Annotated in this window: 17 protein-coding genes; 2 read left to right on the top strand and 15 right to left on the bottom strand. The window is 42.7% G+C overall.

From position 1 onward, the window contains the following. Positions 1-692: 692 nt before the first annotated feature. Positions 693-1205 carry a hypothetical protein gene (locus B9Z54_RS10755; protein WP_113928393.1) on the bottom strand — a complete coding sequence of 171 codons (513 nt, stop codon included), beginning with the start codon at positions 1203-1205 and terminating at the stop codon, positions 693-695. Between the two features lie 799 nt (positions 1206-2004). On the opposite strand from B9Z54_RS10755, the gene B9Z54_RS10750 reads away from it, so the two are divergent. Continuing rightward, entirely contained in the window at positions 2005-3324 is a 1320-nt protein-coding gene (locus B9Z54_RS10750) for an HRDC domain-containing protein (protein WP_113928392.1), read from the top strand. Positions 3325-3510: 186 nt separating this feature from the next. Here the strand turns inward: B9Z54_RS10750 and B9Z54_RS10745 are convergent, their stop codons facing one another. From B9Z54_RS10745 to B9Z54_RS10705, 9 genes are all read right to left on the bottom strand, one after another. Continuing rightward, positions 3511-4704: a M20 family metallopeptidase gene (locus tag B9Z54_RS10745; protein ID WP_113928391.1), complete on the bottom strand. Its 1194-nt coding sequence runs from the start codon at positions 4702-4704 to the stop codon at positions 3511-3513. Between the two features lie 256 nt (positions 4705-4960). Beyond that, complete coding sequence (locus tag B9Z54_RS10740) at positions 4961-6169, bottom strand: metal-dependent hydrolase family protein (protein ID WP_113928390.1); 1209 nt, start codon at positions 6167-6169, stop codon at positions 4961-4963. Between the two features lie 84 nt (positions 6170-6253). Then, positions 6254-7471: a hypothetical protein gene (locus B9Z54_RS10735; protein ID WP_113928495.1), complete on the bottom strand. Its 1218-nt coding sequence runs from the start codon at positions 7469-7471 to the stop codon at positions 6254-6256. Between the two features lie 648 nt (positions 7472-8119). Further along, positions 8120-8422: an EthD family reductase gene (locus tag B9Z54_RS10730; protein ID WP_113928389.1), complete on the bottom strand. Its 303-nt coding sequence runs from the start codon at positions 8420-8422 to the stop codon at positions 8120-8122. A gap of 171 nt (positions 8423-8593) precedes the next feature. Next, positions 8594-10231 carry a zinc ribbon domain-containing protein gene (locus tag B9Z54_RS10725; RefSeq protein WP_113928388.1) on the bottom strand — a complete coding sequence of 546 codons (1638 nt, stop codon included), beginning with the start codon at positions 10229-10231 and terminating at the stop codon, positions 8594-8596. Between the two features lie 23 nt (positions 10232-10254). Continuing rightward, positions 10255-10503 carry a hypothetical protein gene (locus tag B9Z54_RS10720; protein WP_113928387.1) on the bottom strand — a complete coding sequence of 83 codons (249 nt, stop codon included), beginning with the start codon at positions 10501-10503 and terminating at the stop codon, positions 10255-10257. Between the two features lie 23 nt (positions 10504-10526). After that, positions 10527-11051: a zinc ribbon domain-containing protein gene (locus B9Z54_RS10715; protein ID WP_113928386.1), complete on the bottom strand. Its 525-nt coding sequence runs from the start codon at positions 11049-11051 to the stop codon at positions 10527-10529. A 459-nt stretch (positions 11052-11510) separates the two neighbouring features. Beyond that, on the bottom strand, positions 11511-11681 hold the full coding sequence (locus B9Z54_RS10710) for a hypothetical protein (protein WP_162785175.1): 171 nt from the start codon (positions 11679-11681) through the stop codon (positions 11511-11513). A gap of 156 nt (positions 11682-11837) precedes the next feature. Next, positions 11838-12080 carry a hypothetical protein gene (locus B9Z54_RS10705; protein WP_113928384.1) on the bottom strand — a complete coding sequence of 81 codons (243 nt, stop codon included), beginning with the start codon at positions 12078-12080 and terminating at the stop codon, positions 11838-11840. A gap of 270 nt (positions 12081-12350) precedes the next feature. Here B9Z54_RS10705 and B9Z54_RS10700 point away from each other — a divergent pair, with 270 nt between their 5' ends. Then, on the top strand, positions 12351-13667 hold the full coding sequence (locus B9Z54_RS10700) for an HRDC domain-containing protein (protein ID WP_113928383.1): 1317 nt from the start codon (positions 12351-12353) through the stop codon (positions 13665-13667). A 30-nt stretch (positions 13668-13697) separates the two neighbouring features. Here B9Z54_RS10700 and B9Z54_RS10695 read toward each other — a convergent pair whose 3' ends face one another. The 5 genes from B9Z54_RS10695 to B9Z54_RS10680 form a co-directional block, all read right to left on the bottom strand. Continuing rightward, positions 13698-14870 (bottom strand): PD-(D/E)XK nuclease family protein, encoded by a 1173-nt coding sequence (locus B9Z54_RS10695; protein ID WP_113928382.1) that lies wholly within the window; start codon positions 14868-14870, stop codon positions 13698-13700. Between the two features lie 46 nt (positions 14871-14916). After that, positions 14917-15099, bottom strand: coding sequence for a hypothetical protein (locus B9Z54_RS24810; RefSeq protein WP_162785174.1), 183 nt, complete (start codon positions 15097-15099; stop codon positions 14917-14919). Positions 15100-15353: 254 nt separating this feature from the next. Further along, the gene (locus B9Z54_RS10690) at positions 15354-17039 is read right to left on the bottom strand and encodes a DUF2339 domain-containing protein (RefSeq protein ID WP_113928381.1); all 1686 of its coding nucleotides are present in this window, start codon (positions 17037-17039) and stop codon (positions 15354-15356) included. Between the two features lie 584 nt (positions 17040-17623). Then, positions 17624-17845 carry a hypothetical protein gene (locus B9Z54_RS10685; RefSeq protein ID WP_113928380.1) on the bottom strand — a complete coding sequence of 74 codons (222 nt, stop codon included), beginning with the start codon at positions 17843-17845 and terminating at the stop codon, positions 17624-17626. A gap of 202 nt (positions 17846-18047) precedes the next feature. Further along, positions 18048-19265: a DUF7948 domain-containing protein gene (locus tag B9Z54_RS10680; protein WP_113928379.1), complete on the bottom strand. Its 1218-nt coding sequence runs from the start codon at positions 19263-19265 to the stop codon at positions 18048-18050. Between the last annotated feature and the right edge of the window lie 33 nt (positions 19266-19298).

The raw sequence follows: 19298 nt of genomic DNA, 5'->3' as shown, positions 1-19298 counted from the left end.
AAATATATAACGCATATATCCACTGGACTCTCTTAGGTACCTATCTTTGACTAAAACCTACAACTCATGTACCCACCCGCCCTCCTTGGATTCATATCTTGGTCTAAAAACTACAACTCTTGTACCCACCTGCCATCTCTAGATACATATCTCGGAACAAAAACTACAACTCTTGTACCCACCAGTCCTCCTTGGATACATATCTCGGTCTAAAAACTACAACTCTTGTACCCACCTGCAACCTCTGGATACATATCTCTGACTAAAACTACAACTCATGAATCCACCGGGCTACCTTGGATACATATCTCGATCTAAAAACTACAACTCTTGTACCCACCGGGCTCACTTGGATACATATCTCGGACTAAAACTACAAACTCATGTATCCACCCGGCTCACTTGGATACATATCTCGGACTAAAACCTACAACTCATGTATCCACCCGCCACCTCTGGATACATATCTCTGACTAAAACCCACAACTCATGTATCCACCCGCCACCTCTGGATACATATCTCGGAACAAAACCTGCTACTCTTGTATCCACCGGGCTACCTTGGATACATATCTCTAACCCAAACCTGTAACTCATGTATCCACCCGGCTCACTTGGATACATATCTCTGACCAGAACCTACAACTCATGTATCCACAAGCCACCTCTGGATACATATCTTTGACCAAACCCTACAACTCATGTACCCACCGAGCTCTCTTGAACCAAGAAACATATCTCCCTGAGTACTTAACAACGACAATACCGATTCGGCTGGCCGCAATCGTCACAGCACTCACATGGATACGAATCGCACCTTGAACAGCACCGGCATGGATGATCATCACATGTCCTGCAGCACTGGCAAGGGTATGAATCGCACGACCGGCAACAGCGGCAATTTGCTTCTCCACATTCATCGCAGCATTCACAAGGATAAGAATTACAACGGCTGCAGCAGCGGCAGTAACTGTCCGGCTGTCCGCACTCATCACAGCATTCACAAGGGTATGTCTCACACTTTGAACAACAACGGCATCTCGCCTCACCGCATTCCTCACAGCATTCGCAGGGATATTCCTTGCATTTGTAACAGCACTTACATGGGTACTCCTCACAAGTATTACAGCAACGGCATTGGGACTCCCAGTGATTGCACGTATCACATACGGGCTGGTAATCCTGCTTTTCGTTTTCCCAGTCACGTTCTCTTTGTGTACGGCCTAAGGCATCATCGGCTGCTTTTACTTTCCAGTGGTCAGCATTATGTTTCCGGAGAAGATAAGCCTCCTCTTCCAACGCCTTCCGCTTCGCCCTTTCGCTTTCCCTTTTAGCAGAAAAACTGTCTCCTTCATTTGAATATGAATAATCATGTTCTCTTCTCCTACGTTCCTCCCGTCTGTCGATTTCCTGCAAGTAGATGTTGTCCGGGTCCTCGTAATACCCTGCCGTATCACCAGGTATGTATTCTTCCTTTTTCCGTGACTTTTTTGATTTAGCAGAGTCATAGCTGGACGTTGTTACACCCACCGACTGACCTATTCCTTTGTATTCCATTGTGACTTCGTTTCCAGGCTTTTTTCCCTTCCTGGACGACCATAGTATACAGATAGGAAAACCGATAAGTGCCGCTATAGCTCCACCTAAATGATGCCCGCCATTGAATAATATTACTAACGCAACTAGATAAAAAATCCAAACCATATTTCCGCCTCCCCATTTTCCCCTTTATAACTCTATGATTGCTTTTTCCTGCACATGATTGAAAAAGCTCAGGACGAAGGTCCCTTGTCTCAGGTACAGAAAAATTATGCCGCAGACGTCCCCGCTCTAATAAAAGATGCTCGAAACTTTTATAGACATCAGCTTTTTCAGGAAGGTGCCCCCGTTCTTATAAACCAAATACTTCCGCCAAAACTTTCCACTTTTTGCTATAATAATACTATAGCTTACAAAAAGTTACATAGTATTTCGGCAAAACAAAATCTCGAAAGGGGGGAAAGAATGTCTTTTCTTAAAAATGTCCTCAATGTCCTGACTGATAAAAGAGAACTAAAAGAACCTAAGATTTATAAACCATTCAATGAGAATTCCTCTATAATTACGGCACTAATAAGACTGGCAGAAGGGAATAATCCCTCCGTCGATCTGAAAAAAGTAAAAAACCAGTTGAAATTATTCACCATAGGACAAACAGGAGAAAAAAATGTATTATATGAGCTGCAGCATTCTATGCTCCCGTTGCTGATTTTACACGATGTTTATATTGAGTATGAGGATTATTCTGCTCAGCTGGATTTTGTGGTTATTACCCATAAATTCATTATGATTATCGAAGTGAAGAAGTTGTTTGGCAATATACATGTTACGGAGAAAGGCGAATTTCAACGGGTGATTACTAAAAACAACAGAGTGGTCAACAAAGAAGGAATGTACAGCCCGATTAATCAAGTAGAACGTCACGTAAGCATCCTTGAAAAGCTTCTTAAAAAAGAAGGAGCAATAGAAAACTGCCCTGTTAAATATGCTGTTACTTTCGCAAACCCCAAAACGATATTAGAAGTCTCCAAGAATGCCCCGGCATATATCCAATCCAATGTTTTGCGGCATGACCAAATCAAGCATTTTATAAAAAATGAATTAGAGAAGAAGTCACCAGTATTCATGTCCGACCAGCAGCTGTATGAAATAGCCGATACAATCCTGAAATTCAGCAGAGAAAAAGTGTTTAACCCTGAGGATTACTTGTTAGAAAAACCTCAGACATCACCGCAGGACGAATCTACCAATCCACCTGCCGAAAGCAAGAATTGCACAAAGGAAGATAACTTAAAAGCAGCCCTAACAGAATTTCGTCTAAAACGTTCAAGGGAATCCAACGTGAAACCCTATCATATTTATACAAACAAGATTCTTGAGAGTCTGCTTGAGAAAAAACCACTCACGTTGAGACAGCTTTTAGAAATTGAAGGCATCGGCCCTAAAAAAGTGGAGGAGTACGGTAAAGAAATAGTGTCTATTATAAAGAGCCATAGTTCCGAAAGTTCCTCAGCAAATGAACAAGCCGCCAGAGTAAACTCAGCTGTTGTTCAGCCGCAAAAACAAAGTACTGAACAAGTCAGATCAGCCCTGACAGAATTCAGAACCACCCGTTCTAAGGAATTAAATGTTAAGCCATACTACATCTTTACGAATAACACCTTAGAATTAATTCTCGACAAGAGGCCGGTCACCATGGATGCACTCTTAGAGATAGATGGAATTGGACCAAAAAAAGCGGAGGAATTCGGTCAGGAGATTATTAATATTATTGTGAGGAATTAGGTGCGCTTGGGACGGAGGGGCAGGTCCCGTGTCCCATTTCAACTCAGTAAAAAATAGAAAAGAGACATGCCAGTTTATTTAGACATGTCTCTTCTATATAAAATCCGGCATTATCTGCCCCTGTAGTTCGCTGTAAATATATGGCAGGACAAGGAACCTGTCCCTATGTCCCCAGTGTCCCGCTTACTACACCACAGGAACCGGTGATCCCTTCTTCGCATATTCAACCACAGCTTTCCCCAATGTCTTTGCAGCTACAAGCATCGATTCTTCACTGATTTTAAACTTAGGATGGTGATGAGGATACGTCTCTTTCCAGTCCGGGTCGCCGGCTCCTGTGAAGAAGAAAGTTCCTTTTACGTGCTGCAAATAATAGGAGAAATCTTCCCCGCCCATTCGAGGAGCCGCTTCACAAACCTTTTTCACTCCTGGAACCGATTCAGCGATTTCTGCTAAGAACTCGGTTTCTTCCTGGTGATTGACAACGGCAGGATAACCTTTGACAAATTCGTATTTATAGTCGGCATCAGCAGAAAGACAAGCCCCTTTTATGACACGCTCAATTTCAGTTTTCACTGATTCGCGCACTTCTTCTTTAAAGGACCTTACTGTTCCTGTCAGCTCTACTGAATCAGCGATAACGTTAAACGCATTCTTCGCAACAAAGTTCCCGATGGATACTACTGCGGATTCAAGCGGATCAACGCGGCGGGCGACGATTTGCTGCAGGTTCATTACTACTTGGGACGCAATCACAACAGAGTCTTTTGTCAGGTGAGGCTGGGCACCATGTCCGCCTTTACCTTGAATCGTGACATGGAAACGATCAGCTGCAGCCATTACCGGGCCGGAACGGTAGCTTATTTCCCCGACAGGCGCATTGGCCCATAAGTGAGTACCAAAGATGGCATCCACCCCTTCAAGACAGCCGTCCTCGATCATGGCAACCGCTCCGCCCGGTTGATATTCTTCAGCGTGCTGATGGATGAACACGATGGTACCTTGAAGCTCTTCCTTCATCTTATTAAGCGCTTTTGCCAGGATCAGCAGTTCCGCCGTATGGCCGTCATGGCCGCACGCATGCATCACGCCATCCACTTTGGACTTGTGAGGGAGATCGGTTTCTTCCTGGATCGGCAGGGCGTCAAAGTCGGCACGCAACGCGATAGTCGGCCCAGGCTTGCCGCCTTTCAGTTTTGCAACTACACCTCTGCCGCCGACTTCTGTGCGGACCTCATGTCCCAGCTGAGTATGATAGTTTGCGATAAATTTAGGCGTTTCCACTTCTTGAAAAGAAAGTTCAGGATGCATATGCAGGTGGCGGAACACCTCCACCATTTCATCGTACAATTGGTCAAGCTGCTGATATAACTTTTCCATTAAATAACACCATCCTATTATTTTTTTGGCGGGACAAAGGGACAGGTTCCGTGTCCCATTAGATTACTGCGGCTTTTTCTTTTACCTCTTTTAAAAAGACTGTATTCGCATATATTGTTGCTTTCGGAAAAATCCCCAAAGCCTGATTTTTCCCCGGATACTAAGAGTTTACTCTCTGATTGAGGGAGAGTAGCTCTTTTCTTTTCATTATTACAAGTTTATTCCTTATTTTATTGATTATTTTTCAGAATAAGTGTTAAATAGCAACAAAGTTTTCGAAAAGAGCCTTTGTAAAATAGCATTCACCCTCTTTGAAGACTTTTACGACCTTGCGCAAATCGGAAATGTTTTCTAATGGATTTCCTTGGACAAGCAGCAGATCAGCAGACTTTCCTACTTCCACGGTTCCTGTTATAGTGTCGATCCTCATGGCTTCCGAAGCTGTTTTCGTCGCGGAACGCAGTACATCATCATTCTTCATCCCGTTCTTCACCATGAGCTCCAGCTCGGTCACAAAGTCACCGTGCCTGTTAAACGGTGTCCCGGCGTCTGTGCCGGCAGCGATCTTCACGCCTTTTTTATAAGCTTGGTAGAAGCTCTTCTGGTGGTCTCCCATTACACTCTCTGCTTTCTCCACCGCATGTTTCGGTATCCCGGATTCGAGACCGTACTCTACGATGTTATAGGGTGCGGCAAGTGTCGGGACGAGGAAGGTTCCCCGCTGTAGCATCATGTCGATCGCCTCATCATCCAGGTAAATACCATGTTCTACCGTTGTGATGCCGGCACGGATCGCATTTTTGATTCCCTCCACTCCCTGTGCGTGCGCTGCAGTGGTTTTCCCTGCATTTGAAGCCTCTGTACAGGCGCATCGCAGTTCATCTTCACCAAGCTGCGGGGAGTTTGGATCGACACCTGGTGTCATGACGCCTCCGGTTGCCATCAGCTTAAGGAGATCCGCCCCTTTTTTCAACTGGGTACGGGCCGCTTTCCGAACCTCATCGACACCGTCCGCTTCGATTGCCATCGTATGGCCATGGCCGCCTGTCATGACGATCGGCTCCCCTGAAGCAACAATTCTCGGACCCTTGACGACCCCTTTCTCGATCGCATTACGGAGCGCAATATCCACATTGGCTTTGGAGCCGACGTTACGGACCGTCACGACACCACTCTCAATTTGCTTTTGAGCATTGCGATAAGCCTTATAAGCATCGTCCGCTTCGGTATTCCCGAGGCTGTCAACAAAAGGATCTGCATTTCCATCCATTGTGAGGTGGACGTGGCAGTCGATCAAACCGGGCACACAGGTTAAGCCTTCTCCATCGAAAACTTGATCTGCATCTGCATCCTGCGCCAGGGCACCGATGGCAAGGATCGCTTTTTCATCAAATAGAATAGTAGTTTTAGTTAAGCTGGAGCTTTTCCCGTCAAATAATTGAATGTTGGTTAGTTTTGTTTTCATAGTTTCCTCCATTAGATTAAGAGTTTTCGAGACAGAGGGACAGGTTCATTGTCCCCGGGACACGGGACCTGTCCCCTTGTCCCGCTATAATGTCCCCATAAGGATGCTTGCGATGAAAATGGATGCGATGGTTACAGTCGTAAATCCACCTACCAGCATTGGAGATAAAATTTCATTAAAGATATACTCCTGCTCTTCTTTCGTTTCTCCTACACTTCGGCTGACTTCCTCACATACAAGATAATCTCCAGGGAATCCGTACATCGCTGTCAGTGCAACTGGAATTCCTTTGTCCGCATCCCATTTCACCAGCTTGGCTCCCACGAATCCTCCAAGGATGATGCCTACTGATCCAATAACAAGAATCATGGCCACAGCCGGCAGGTTTTGTAAAAACAAGCTGAACGTTACTTGATTCATAGAAGGAATGATGACGAAGATGACACCCACCATTCCAACACCGAAGGAATTGGCGCGCTCCATCATGTTGTCGCGGTAGAAGCCGCTCAACGTTCCAGCCAACCCAATAACGAGCGCCCAGATACTGAAGTGAACTCCTGTCAGATTTCCGGCCACGACTGCTAGCGATCCGCCCAAAAACAATTGAAACAATAGAATTGATGAAGTGGCGTACCGATCAGGAATCCAGCTTTTCTTTACAGGCTCTTCTTCTTCTACTTCCGCTTGGTCCAATGATTCTTGTCGAACGGCAGCTTCACTTGCCGCAGCAACATAAAGATTGCTTCCCATTTGCTCTTTCACTTTTACTGCATAACGACGCAGGAAGTAAGTCGTCAGCGGAAGTCCGATCAGGCTTTGAAGAGAAAGGACAATAATAGGGATTGTGATAAGAGTTGTTAAGCCTAACGCCTGTAACTTTTCAGAAGTTATAACAAAGGCGATGATTCCACCCGTAAGCGGTCCGGTTCCGGCAGCCGCTGTATTGTAGCCAAAGATCGGGGAAACCGTCACCAGGATGGTCCCGGCAGCAATAACGATTCCCAGCAGGGCGATCACCACCGATTTATACTGCTGTCTGATGATTTTCATAGGAATCAGTGTCCCCATATGTACAATCAATGGGGCGATCAACACTGCCCCAACCATCGAAAACGTGGAGTTCTCTACAAGATCTTTCGGAATGACACCGACCCACATTAAGACAAGATAGCCTAACGACACGACTAACAGCATCGGCACCCTTGCCCTGGTCTTAATGGAGATGACTTCCCCGACCGCAATCAATGCAAGGATAAGCATCGTGGCTACAACTGGTTCATTTAACAATATAATCGCCTCCATTATTTTATTTGGGTCATCATTCACTTAGACTAGTTCTGCTTCTTTCTTTACAGTGAAACTACGTTTATTTCCTCCCGCCGACATGTACCTGTTTTAGGTTGTTTGACATCCAGCGATATCTTCCGCTGGATTTCCGTCAACCGCGGTTAAGCCTGCGAGCTTCCTAGTCTTTAATCAGCTCCAGTTCTATTGCTTTTCCGCCATGGTGTACAGCATCAAGTCCCCCATTCCTATCAATTAACAAACTGGCTTTTAAGAAAATTCTTTTCGTCATCCAACCTCTCTTTCTGAATTATTTAAATTGTTTGTAAGTCTATCTTATTTTGACAGAGTGGGTCAATGGTTTTTTTGAATGTTTTTCAATTGGGAGGAAAGACAGGTATATTGTCACCGCTTTAACGGTTTTTTGTTTAATAAGCGGTTTTAAACATGAGGAATTGTGTTTAGAATAATTTGAAGTCTCTTTTCTCTATGTTACTTTTCCGGGACATTGGGGCATGTTATTTGCACATAAAAAAGCATCAGCCACTAAGACTGATGCCTTCTTCTTATACCCGGTCTTCGGGAAGCGGGACCTTTGAAGACAGAAAAGGTACATACCTTAATAAAAGGCACCTTGAGAAGGAATACCTTTAAACTCTCAAAAAATCAATCTACGATTGCCACTACCGGAGGCTTGTTCAGGTAAGTTACAAGATTTTTCACATCACCCTGTACTTCCTGGAATTCAGGCGTGGCCAGTGCCTGAGTCAAAATCTCCGGACTTTCAAACTGCAGTTCAGCTATTAAGTATAATTTTTCTTCAGTGTACATCGTTTGCAGTACACGATGGACTTCGGCACCTTTTAAATTCGGCACTTTTTGTACCAGCGGAACATGAATTTCATGATAATGCTTGTCAAAACCTTCCTGGTCTTTTGGCTGGTCGTAAGTCACAATGATCTTTGCCATCTTCATCCCCCTTAGGAAAATTTACTCTCTTTTTCATTATAACGAACTAAAAATTTCCAGAAAAGAAAAACTCTTCGACAAAATCTATACTTTCCAACCTTGCCGCTGCTCCAATTTTTTCCGATACTCATAATGGAAGGGGACAAGGAACACGTCCCTGGGGCCAGCACTCTAGATAGGATCTTGTATAATCAAGCTTTTATGTTCCTTGGATTCAACCACATACCACTCATTGGCGGAAAGGTCGTATTCACAATAATACGTAAAGAAATACTTCTTTGGTATGAAGGTCGCAGCCGCAGAGTCGGATGGATCATTCCAGCTGCTTGTATATCGCTCCTCGACATTTATGCTGGCAAAATACGTGCCATCCCTTTCTTCGATTGAAAAGGAGGAACCGTCAAATATCATATTATCCAAACGCCCTCCATAGGTAATTTTCCGCTGCTGTAAATTTTTGATGGTCTTTTGCATCTCCTGAAGTTGTTTTCCCTTCACGTTCTGCAGCAATGAAGAGTCAACATAGGTAATGGATTCGATATAAGATGTGTTATAACGAACAAGAGCATCTATTACCTCAGTACGAATGGCAGCGGTATTGAGAGGGAAGGTTAAATCGACACTTTCAGATCCGCCAGCCTGAATATCATCGGTGAACACATCTCCCCATGGATAACTGTATTTTCCGCTGATGGTTATCACTTCACCTTCTGCAACCGGTCCAATCTTTATATCCGCACCCTCAATTTTCCCATATAGCTTTCCATCAAGAAAAACCTCTGCTCCCTCGGCATCCGAAGTGACAGTGACATATTCCTCCTGGAAATAGAGAGGGATGGGACCCTTTCTTGTTTCCCAGATCATCATTTCCTCCGTGACTTCGAAGGTTCCATAATCTCCATCCTTAATCGCTTTCATGTTAAAACTGCCAGGAAGCTCATCCGCGGACTGCCTTACTTCGGTTCCGGATGGGGGGATTTCCTGCTCATTGATCCAGACCCGGGCGTCCCTATCCGTTTCCACGGTAAATGAAACAGGCAGCAGATCAATGCTATATTGATCGATAAGCATCCACTTCTTCTCCGCTGATTGCTTTAATTCAAATAAAAAAGGTTGAGAAAAAGGGTTCCCGGCCGCCAAGGATGTTTCTTGCTGCTTCATATTCCTCAGGGCATTCTCCATTACTTCCGGGTGAGAATGCAGATCATTTATAAACTCTCCAACTTCCGATTCCTTCAACCCAGGATTTTCTTCCTTAAGAATGGCACTTAGCTTCGCAGCATCCTGAGCTTGAACTGCCTTAATGAAAGGTTCCACAGTATGTGAAGGGGAGGATGCATCCTGGACATAGAAATAGCCATATATCCCTCCGCCAGCCATCAATACTGCTGTTATCGCCACTGCTATAAACCACTTGCGCGGCTTCCGCTTTTTAGTGGAAGGCGGAGAATAAACGGACTGTCCGGGCCCAGGAGCTTGCTGCATGCAAAGAACACAGAAGGTTTCATGAAATGCAATTATTGTTCCACAGCTTTTACAATAGGCAGTCTGCTCAGATGTCACCCTGCATATTGGACATTCCTGGTCACCTTCACCTATTTTCTCCCCACAATGCCCGCAAAACCTTTTCCTCTCATCAGCTGGAGGGTTGCAGTCCGGACACCATTCAAGGCCTTCACCGATTTCCTTTCCGCAACTTTTGCAGCGACGATCTGGCTTCTCTTTCTTAGGAGAGACAATTTCCCCGCAGTTATTACAGAAGGATGCCTTTTCTGTCAGAGCACTTCCGCACTGTTTACAATACCTCATTTCATCACCTCTTCATTTAATAATCAAAATGGAATCAGTGATTCTAATTGATATTGTATAAGGTCTATCAGTGTCGCAATGATGAATGCTGCCATTACGATAAATGTAAGGAAGATGGCCAGATACGTCAGCAATGTACCATAGAGCACATCAAGACCCGAGGACGTGTCTTTTTTAAAACTTGAAATAACAAGCGGCGGCAATATAAAAACGGAACCGAAGAAACCAATTCCCAGCAGGACAGGAAACAACTTCATATCAATAAGCGACATAATCAGGGCAATGAAAAATAAGCCTAAAAAGGAATGAGCATGGATCCAAATCTTGCGATGACATCGGTATAACCAGCAGAAGCCTTCCCAAGCTTGATTGAAACATACGTATAGGAAGCAATGAGAAGGATGAATATTCCATATGAAAACGCAGGTTTGACCACAAACTCCATGAAAGCACCGTCACTGGAAGGATCGAGGCTGAAATATATAATCAGCGGTATGATAAGAGCAAATAAACCAATAGAGATCAATCCATTTGTAAGCTGTTCTCTGTTAGTATTCTGCGTGGCAGCCATGGGCGACTTTAGAACAGTCATAAAGTAACTGAAATACATTTTTGAAGCTTGTTTGGCATTCTCCAAGTGAACATTCGGATTAGGAGGCGGAACAGCTTGAGCTGTCTGCACATATTGACCTGCCCCTCCCTGAACCGGCTGCATATGAGATGGAGGATCAGGAGGAGAATACGCTGAGGTTAACTTGGTACCGCACTGTTCACAAAAGTTCCCCCCATTATTCACATGTTGGCAGTCAGGACAATTCATCAGCAAAACCCCTTTCTTGGTTATAACTAATAAATACCAAAATCATGAGAAAATATGCCTAAAAAATGAATAGCGGGGACGGATGGAAAGATACGTTTCCCCCTCCACAAGCTCTGCTACAAAACAAATAATATAAAAAAGGCATCAGCAGGAGTCCGCTGATACTCTAATTTATGATTAGAAATTATCCAAGAACCTGAAAGCAAGAATTGTCCCTAGAGATGAATTGTAAAATGAAGAACTCCCACGTTAGAAGATTTCATAATAAAAACCCTGCAAGATTACTAGAGTGTTAATCTGCAGGGTTTTTGTAAAACTATTGGCGAAAAATAATATGGCGAATGTGGTAGAATCTTATGAACACAAGCAGCATGGCGACATGACATGTCCCTCTTCAATGGAGAAGAACTGTTCCTGATCGAGAATCTAATCTTGCCTTCTGTCCCGCGCCTTGCTCTCTTAATATAATCTTTCTTCTATCGTCGCCATAGGAAAATAATCTCCATAATCATTTGTTTCTTTTTCCATACGATTCATGCTGACTGTGCCGACACCCGGGAATGTAACAGTTAGTACTCCCCAGCCTTCATAGTATAGTAACTCATCTGACAGCTGACTGTATCTGTTCACAGCTAAATCAATCAAAGGAATTGAACCATCCGATTCTAAATGAATCGTCGTGTTTATTTCACCATTTTCAAAAGAAACATCGGCTGGAATGTCTTCTATTCCAATGTAAGAATTAACTATAGCATTTATTTCTTCAGATGTTATGGATAATAATTCTTACTCTTGAACTTCAACCGCTTCTTCAGCGACGTCCGATTCTTCAACTGGTTGTTCTTCTTCAATAACCGCTTCCTCAGGAATTGTTTCTTCTGATTCCACTATTGGTGCCTCTTCTACCTCTTCCTCAGGTAATTCTACCTGTTCCATTACCTCGGTTTCCTCTTCTTGAACTGCTTCATTAGTGCCACACCCAACTAAAACTAGTAACGAAGCCAACAAAATAAATCCTGTTTTCATCATGATGTCATCTACCTCCAATCATCCATTATTACTCAGATGATCTCTTTAAACAACTTCTACCGTTCGACAAAAACTGACAGGATTTTATTGAGCTGAGGAAGGGTCAATCCAAGAGTTAATCATCACTAATTCACGGGATGAGGCACCCTTAATTTTCCGGCTATAAAACAAATACTCCCCCCAAAAACTTTCCACTATTTGCTATAATAAAACCATAAATGACAAAAAGTTACATGATATTCCAAAAAAACTTCGAAAGCGGGGTAAAGAATGTCTTTTCTTAAAAACGTCCTCAATGTCCTAACTGATAAAAGAGAACTAAAAGAACCCAAGATTTATAAACCGTTTAATGAGAATTCCTCTACAATAACGGCCCTAACCAGATTGGCAGAAGAAAATGATCCCTCCTTCGATTTGAAGAAAGCAGCAAGCCAGTTGAAATTATTCACTATAGGTCAAACAGGAGAGAAGAACGTATTATTTGAACTGCAGCACTCTATGCTCCCATTGGTTATCCTGCACGATGTGTATATCGAGTATGAGGATTATTCCGCTCAATTAGATTTTGTGGTTCTGACCCATAAATTCATTATGATAATCGAAGTAAAGAAGCTGTTTGGCAATATCCGCGTTACGGATAAAGGAGAATTTCAACGAATCATTACAAAGAGCAACAGAGTGGTAAACAAAGAAGGAATGTACAGCCCGATCAATCAAGTAGAACGGCACGTAGCCATCCTTGAAAAGCTTCTTAAAGACGAAGGAGCAATAGAAAACTGCCCTGTTAAATATGCTGTTACTTTCGCAAACCCTAAAACGATATTAGAAGTCTCCAAGAATGCCCCGGCATATATCCAATCAAATGTTTTGCGGCATGACCAAATCAAACATTTTATAAAAAATGAATTAGAAAAGAAGTCACCAGTATTCATGTCCGACCAACAGCTGTATGGAATAGCTGATACGATCCTAAAATTCAGTAAAGAAAAAGTGTTTAACCCTGAGGAGTACTTGATAGAAAAACCTCAGACATCACCACAGGTTGAAGCTGCCAATTACCCTTCTGAAAGCAAGAACAATCCAAAGGAAGAGAACTTAAAAGCAGCCCTGACAGAATTTCGTCTAAAACGTTCAAGGGAATCCAACGTGAAACCCTATCATATTTTTACAAACAAGATTCTTGAGAGTCTGCTTGAGAAAAAACCACTCACGCTGGGACAGCTTTTAGAAATTGAAGGCATCGGCCCTAAAAAAGTGGAGGAGTACGGTAAAGAAATAGTGTCTATTATAAAGAGCCACAGTACTAAAAACTCTCCATTAAAGGAACCTGCACCAATAGTGAAACCAGCTATTCAGCCTAGAAAACAAAGTACTGAAAAAGCCAGATCGGATCTAACCCAACTCAGAACCACCCGATCCAAGGAATTGAATGTTAAACCATACTACGTTTTTACAAATAACACCTTAGAATTGATTCTTGAAAAAAGGCCAGTCACGATGGATCAACTATTAAAGATAGATGGAATTGGGCCAAAAAAGGCAGAGGAATTCGGGCAGGAGATTATTAATATACTTGTGAGGAGTTAGTCTAGGGGATTGGGACAGTGGGACAGTTCACTAGTGAACTATCCCACTGTCCTCCTTATATGTTTCAAAACCCCAGCCCTCTTTCTCAATAACTTTCTTAACAAACAAGCTATGAAACTCAGGAATGAACCTCTTTATTTTATCTGGTGAATTAGGACCTTTAAGAAAGAAAACACCGACCTCCGATTCTTTCTTTCCAGCATAATCAGGGACTCTTTTTCCTGTCTCCAGGAGAATTCCAGGGCTGCGTTCTCCTATTTGATCAATTGTTTCATCAAATAACCTTCTTAATTCATTCAGCCTGGACACCTTTTCTTCTCTTATCACACTTACAGGACTATTTACATACCGGACTATGTCTTGATTTTGGTAATTATAATATTGCCGCAGCGATAGATAAACACCTTCTGAGCGTCTATCTAATCTATAAAATAATGACTCCGGAAACTTCAAACTTGTATTTACTTTTATGAAAGAGCATTGTGTCCAAGGTCTTCCGCTGCTATTTCCTCGATAAATATGGAAATCACCTTCCATTCTGGAGAATAATTCCTTCATAAATATCCATTGACCAACCTGGGTCTTCAGAGCGTTGGTAAACTGCTTATTATCACTGGAATTAAGATGCATTTTTATTTCATCTTCTTCTCTTTGAATCTCACATAAATACTCGTAATAATCATGAAATAAATCACTTTTTACTACAGCTTGATACTTTTTCATAAGCTCAATCATGTCTTGTCTATTAAAAACTTTAAACTTTCCTATAGTGTTATTAAAATCATTAATATATCTTATCTCATTGTCAAAAATAAAACCTGTCTTATAGTAAACACCTAAGATTTCCGGCATTCCGTCACAAGGTTCACTCCTGATTTCATCAAAGTACCGCTCCAGCTGTTCCGAATGCATGGATGTATTTGTCTTATCCTCGATGATTATTCGATAGTGTATACTGTTAATCCTAAAACGAAGAAGGATATCAATATTCTTATGCTGCCTGATTACTTCCAGTCTTTCTAAACCATCAAGCCCCGAGATTTTAATATTATGAAAAGCCAGCATCTCACCCAATAAATCAATCGAAAATTGCCTCATGGCTATGTTCTCTGTTTGGTTTGCCCAAGATAGACTCCAACAAAGAAATGCATCTTGTGTCAGTTCTTTAGTTGCAAATCGAAAAATATTAGGTTTAGTAGTCATCTTTCTTCTCCTTCTTTATATTAAAATCTAGATAAAGCAACAACGTTTAAGATAGGAATCTTTTATAAAAACCACAAAACTTACTGCATATTAATGCTGGATAAATAATCTCCTGCTCAAAGCTTCCGTTTTCTTCATGAATGATTTCCCAAACATCCTCATACACATCCGCACCGCAATGAGGACATTTATCTTTGCTATTTGCTATAACTATCACCTCATCTTTCAAGAGATAACTTCATCATCGTCGCAAATCTTCCACAATATCTTTTGTACGACCCGAGAAATAAAATGCAACGAAATGGTAAGATAAGAATCTCTCAGCGGATAATATTCTTTTTTCCCGACAGTGAATGCAAATTAGTGCTTTCCATAAAACCAGGAGTAAAAAAGCAGAATCGCTCTTTCGAGTGTACGATTCTGTACGGTAGATTTCATTTGGTTTTGAGAGGTTTACGCCAGCAGCTAGTATCTATAAAAAATCTACTCTGACTTCTTATAATAAAACCGGGAAAGAGCAATCCCCACACCGCCCAGAGCGATGAACAATACAGCCCGGACCAAAATGGAAATATACGCGATATCAATAAAAATAACTTTTACGAGAGTCAGGAAAATCAGGACGATCCCCAGCAAACGAATCTTTTTATCTTCTCTTTTCACCCCGATAATAACGCCAATGATGGAGTAGGACACCCAGAGACCAGAAATGATCAAACTCTGAACATCAGAAGTATAACCTTGAGTGGCTGCGAGCCCTAGTTGTGTAATAAAGGCCAAAATCAGAACAGCCATTGCTCCAAACAGGATCCGCATGGTCGTTTTGAAATCCAAGAATTTTTCATAAAAGATCTGGTTTCTTTTCAGGGTGAACTTCAACCCCCAGCCAGAAAAAATCAAAATGAGCCAAGCGGCTGTTTGGTAAGAAAAAACATCATATATTTGGTCGGTGATAATAGCGGTCAATCCGATAAAATAGAGAAGCAAAGCCAGCAGGGACTGTATTCTTCCTTGTGTCGCCAACCCTGCATACAAGGCGATCACCCCTTGAATCACCAATAGAGCTCCCACTTCTTCGTAGTTCAGCAGATCAGCCAGAAGCAAAGCAATGGAGTAAGTGGCGACCGGAAGAAGAGTGCGCAGTTTATCCGCTCCTCTTTGCCAATAAGATAAAGAGAGATAAACAGCAGCCGACATCACCAGGAATAAGGTATAGTCTGAATCCTTGAGCCACAATACGACCCAGCCTTGCGTTACGATGAAGCTCGTAAACAAGGTAGCTCTTTGCAAAATTGGATATATTTCTTTCGTGACAAACATCCCTAACAGAAAAACATGCTGAACAATGATCCCAAGGACAATGATTCTGAAATCACCCTCTTGGGTAACGGCGTAAACAAACAGCGCCGGGTGAAGCAGGATAAAACTGGTCAGATACAGCCATCTATAATTTTTATACATAGCGTAGAAGAGCAGGGTGATGAAAAACAGCACTTCATAGCCAGTAAACAGAAGAATATTTGTTGAAGTTCCCTCTACCAAAAAAGGAACAAGGAAGCCGGCAATCGATGACAGGACCGCAACCGGCTGGGAACCATGCCTGTCAGATAAGTATATCCCCAGTACCACCCAGCTTACATTCAATAGAAACGCAGGAACTCCTGGGATGATTCCGTAAAGGACGTTGCCTGCAAATGTCGTCAATATCAGGATGGGAATAGAACCTCCGATGAGAATCTGGCCAAGGGCGTTCCTGCCATTCTTGATCTGCCTTTCGCCCACCCAAACGAAAAAGCCGGCTAGTGCATATCCGAGTAGGATCCTGATTGGCTCAGTGATTAAGCCGATATCCACCATTGCTTTGTAACCCCATAAAACACCGAGGATGAGCACCAGGATGAATACCCTCGGCAGCCAGACCTGGCCGATCAGTTTTTCATAATCCACAGTTTTATCTTCAGTCTTAGGACCAACAGGATCTGCAACCGTTTTTTTAGACGGTATCAAAGGTTTCTGATTTCGTTTCTCTATCTTCGGTTTAGAGTCTGTATGGTTAAAGGGCTTACTGGCTGCTGAATGGGAAGAAGTTCTTAGCTTCAAAACGTCTATTTGCCGCTCTAATTCTATAACTCTTATTTCCAATTCTTCTACCTTTTTTTCTAAAGTCATAATGCACCAACTCTCTATATAACTTAATCCAATTATATCCTAAAATACGGAAAATAGGGGCTGGTTTTTGCTGTCATGGGGACCCTTGTCCCTGCTATTATAATAATTTGAGTTATAAGGTATGTGAGGAACCCGGCTTTTAGAACTTGGCTGGTTAAAAGGAACGGATTTCCGCTCCAGGCGCGCGACTCCGCGGGGCGGGCGTTGAGCCTCCTCGGCTTCGCCTGCGGGGTCTCACCTGTCCCGCTGCTCCCGCAGGAGGTCGCACGCCTTCCGCTCCAATCCTTCTACTAAAAAGGGAAAGGAGGATATAACAACATTAAAAAGAAACAATCTCTTAGAAACCGCCTGGACTAAGAGCAACAGTTCTTGTTAATAAAAGAGAGGCATATCATTGAGACATATCTCTCTTATTTGTTTAATGCATAACGGTACGCCTTGACATAATCTATATGTTGTAAAGAAATATCGGGACATGGAATCTGCTGCTGAGTCCCTTCTGGAAGGTTTCTGTTTTGAGGACATGTTAAAAACAAGTGGACGTAATAAAAATCGTTGTAATAGCTGACATCGCGTAGAAATTCTTAACTTCTTTGTTTCACAATCCGGGCAATTTCCCTTTCGTTCCGTACTGCTTTTTCCCAGATATATTCCTGATCTAATTCTAAGTTCTTCAATTTAGCAAGGAGCTCTTTATGGCGCTGTTCGTTCTCGATTTTAATATTACCGACCATTTCATTCAAATTGCAAACACTTGAATTTAATTGAGAAAGCATTCCTTCCATTCTTTCCATTCTCTCATCCATTTTTACCACCTCCTTCTTTTTAAGATATTATAGCAGTTTTAATTATTAAATATATGTCTATCAGCGGTACCAGTATTTGGGTTTCAACCTCTCCCTGAACATCCACCAATAAACCAGAATGGCTAAGCGCCAAAACCAAACTTTACTATAGTACTTTAACGCACCGGGGGTCAGGCACCCGATAACCTGATCACAGTCTCCCCTACCGAAAAAAAGAACCAGACCTTGGATTACATGTAACGCCTAAAAGATTTTCATAATCAACAATGGCTCCGCACTCTCCAGGATCGTTTTTGACAGTAATGGTGCGGTCCTCACCAATTTTTGCAACAAAAGCATCCGTACTACCGCCTCCATAGGAAGATTGGAAGGGAGTTACTGTCGGAAAACTGCCAGTCTGGGAACCGGTTATGCCTGTTGCACAGGCATTGCCAAAGATATCTACAACAATGGTGTTGCCAGCATCTTCTCCGCTCTCCCCTAAGTAAGAGAGATAGTCAAGAGAACCACTCGGACTGACCCTTGTTACAAACGCGTCGTTAACGCCTCCTCCGTATTCTGCCTGAAACGCTTCGACTGTTGGGAATGTTCCGGTGGGAGAGTTCGTACTCCTAGTCAGATAGACATTTCCAGAATGATCTGTGGCGATACTGATAAAGTTCCCTCGGTCAGATCCTGTGCCGCCAGGATAATAGGAATAGAGCAAGCCAGGATCAATAATTAACAGGTAATTCGGATTATAATCATCTCCAACCTGAAAAGAAACCGTTCTGGTTCCAACCTCGGTATTCGTAACCTTATATATAGTACCCACCTGCACTTGCCGGCCGTTTTTCTCTTGAAAACTCACCGGTCGCTCATCTATCATCATCCCAATCGGCGTCTCAATTTCCAGATTCCCCTCTTGATCGATCGATAGACTCTCACCCCCCTCATAAGTGAACTGAATATCCTCCACTTTTGCACACGGCTGTACCAAAAAACCATATTTCAACTTTCCTTCTCTTCCATAAAAGAAAAGGTTGATCCCCGGCCACACTTGTATATAAACCACTTCAATTAAGATTGGGATTTCCGTCCGCCACTTAGCCGGGTCAGAACCCCGAAAGTAGTTCACCTTACCGGGCAGTTCTCCCATCGCGACTGGATCTATTGCTTTATCGCCATTCAGAAATTTAAAATCCAGCCGGAATGCGATTAGCTCCTCAGGAAGCTCCTTATCTGCCAAAGCTTCTCCTTTTTCTCTTCCAACGAAAACAAATCTGGCCCCTTCTTCTGTAAAATAGACAGAATAGCCAGCACTTTTGGAATAATAGACTATCTTTTCTTCATCGAGCGGCCCCTCATTCTTTATAAAATTGGGAGGCATCTGATTATCGGTTTCTGACACCTGGAATCCTGACGTAATATTCTTCATCATCCCTCTATCCCTTCATACTTTAGCTTTTTACTC

The organism is Bacillus sp. P14.5 (genome assembly GCF_003316765.1).
Taxonomy (GTDB): Bacteria; Bacillota; Bacilli; order Bacillales; family Bacillaceae_B; genus Rossellomorea.
This window is presented reverse-complemented; position numbering and strand designations above follow the sequence as displayed.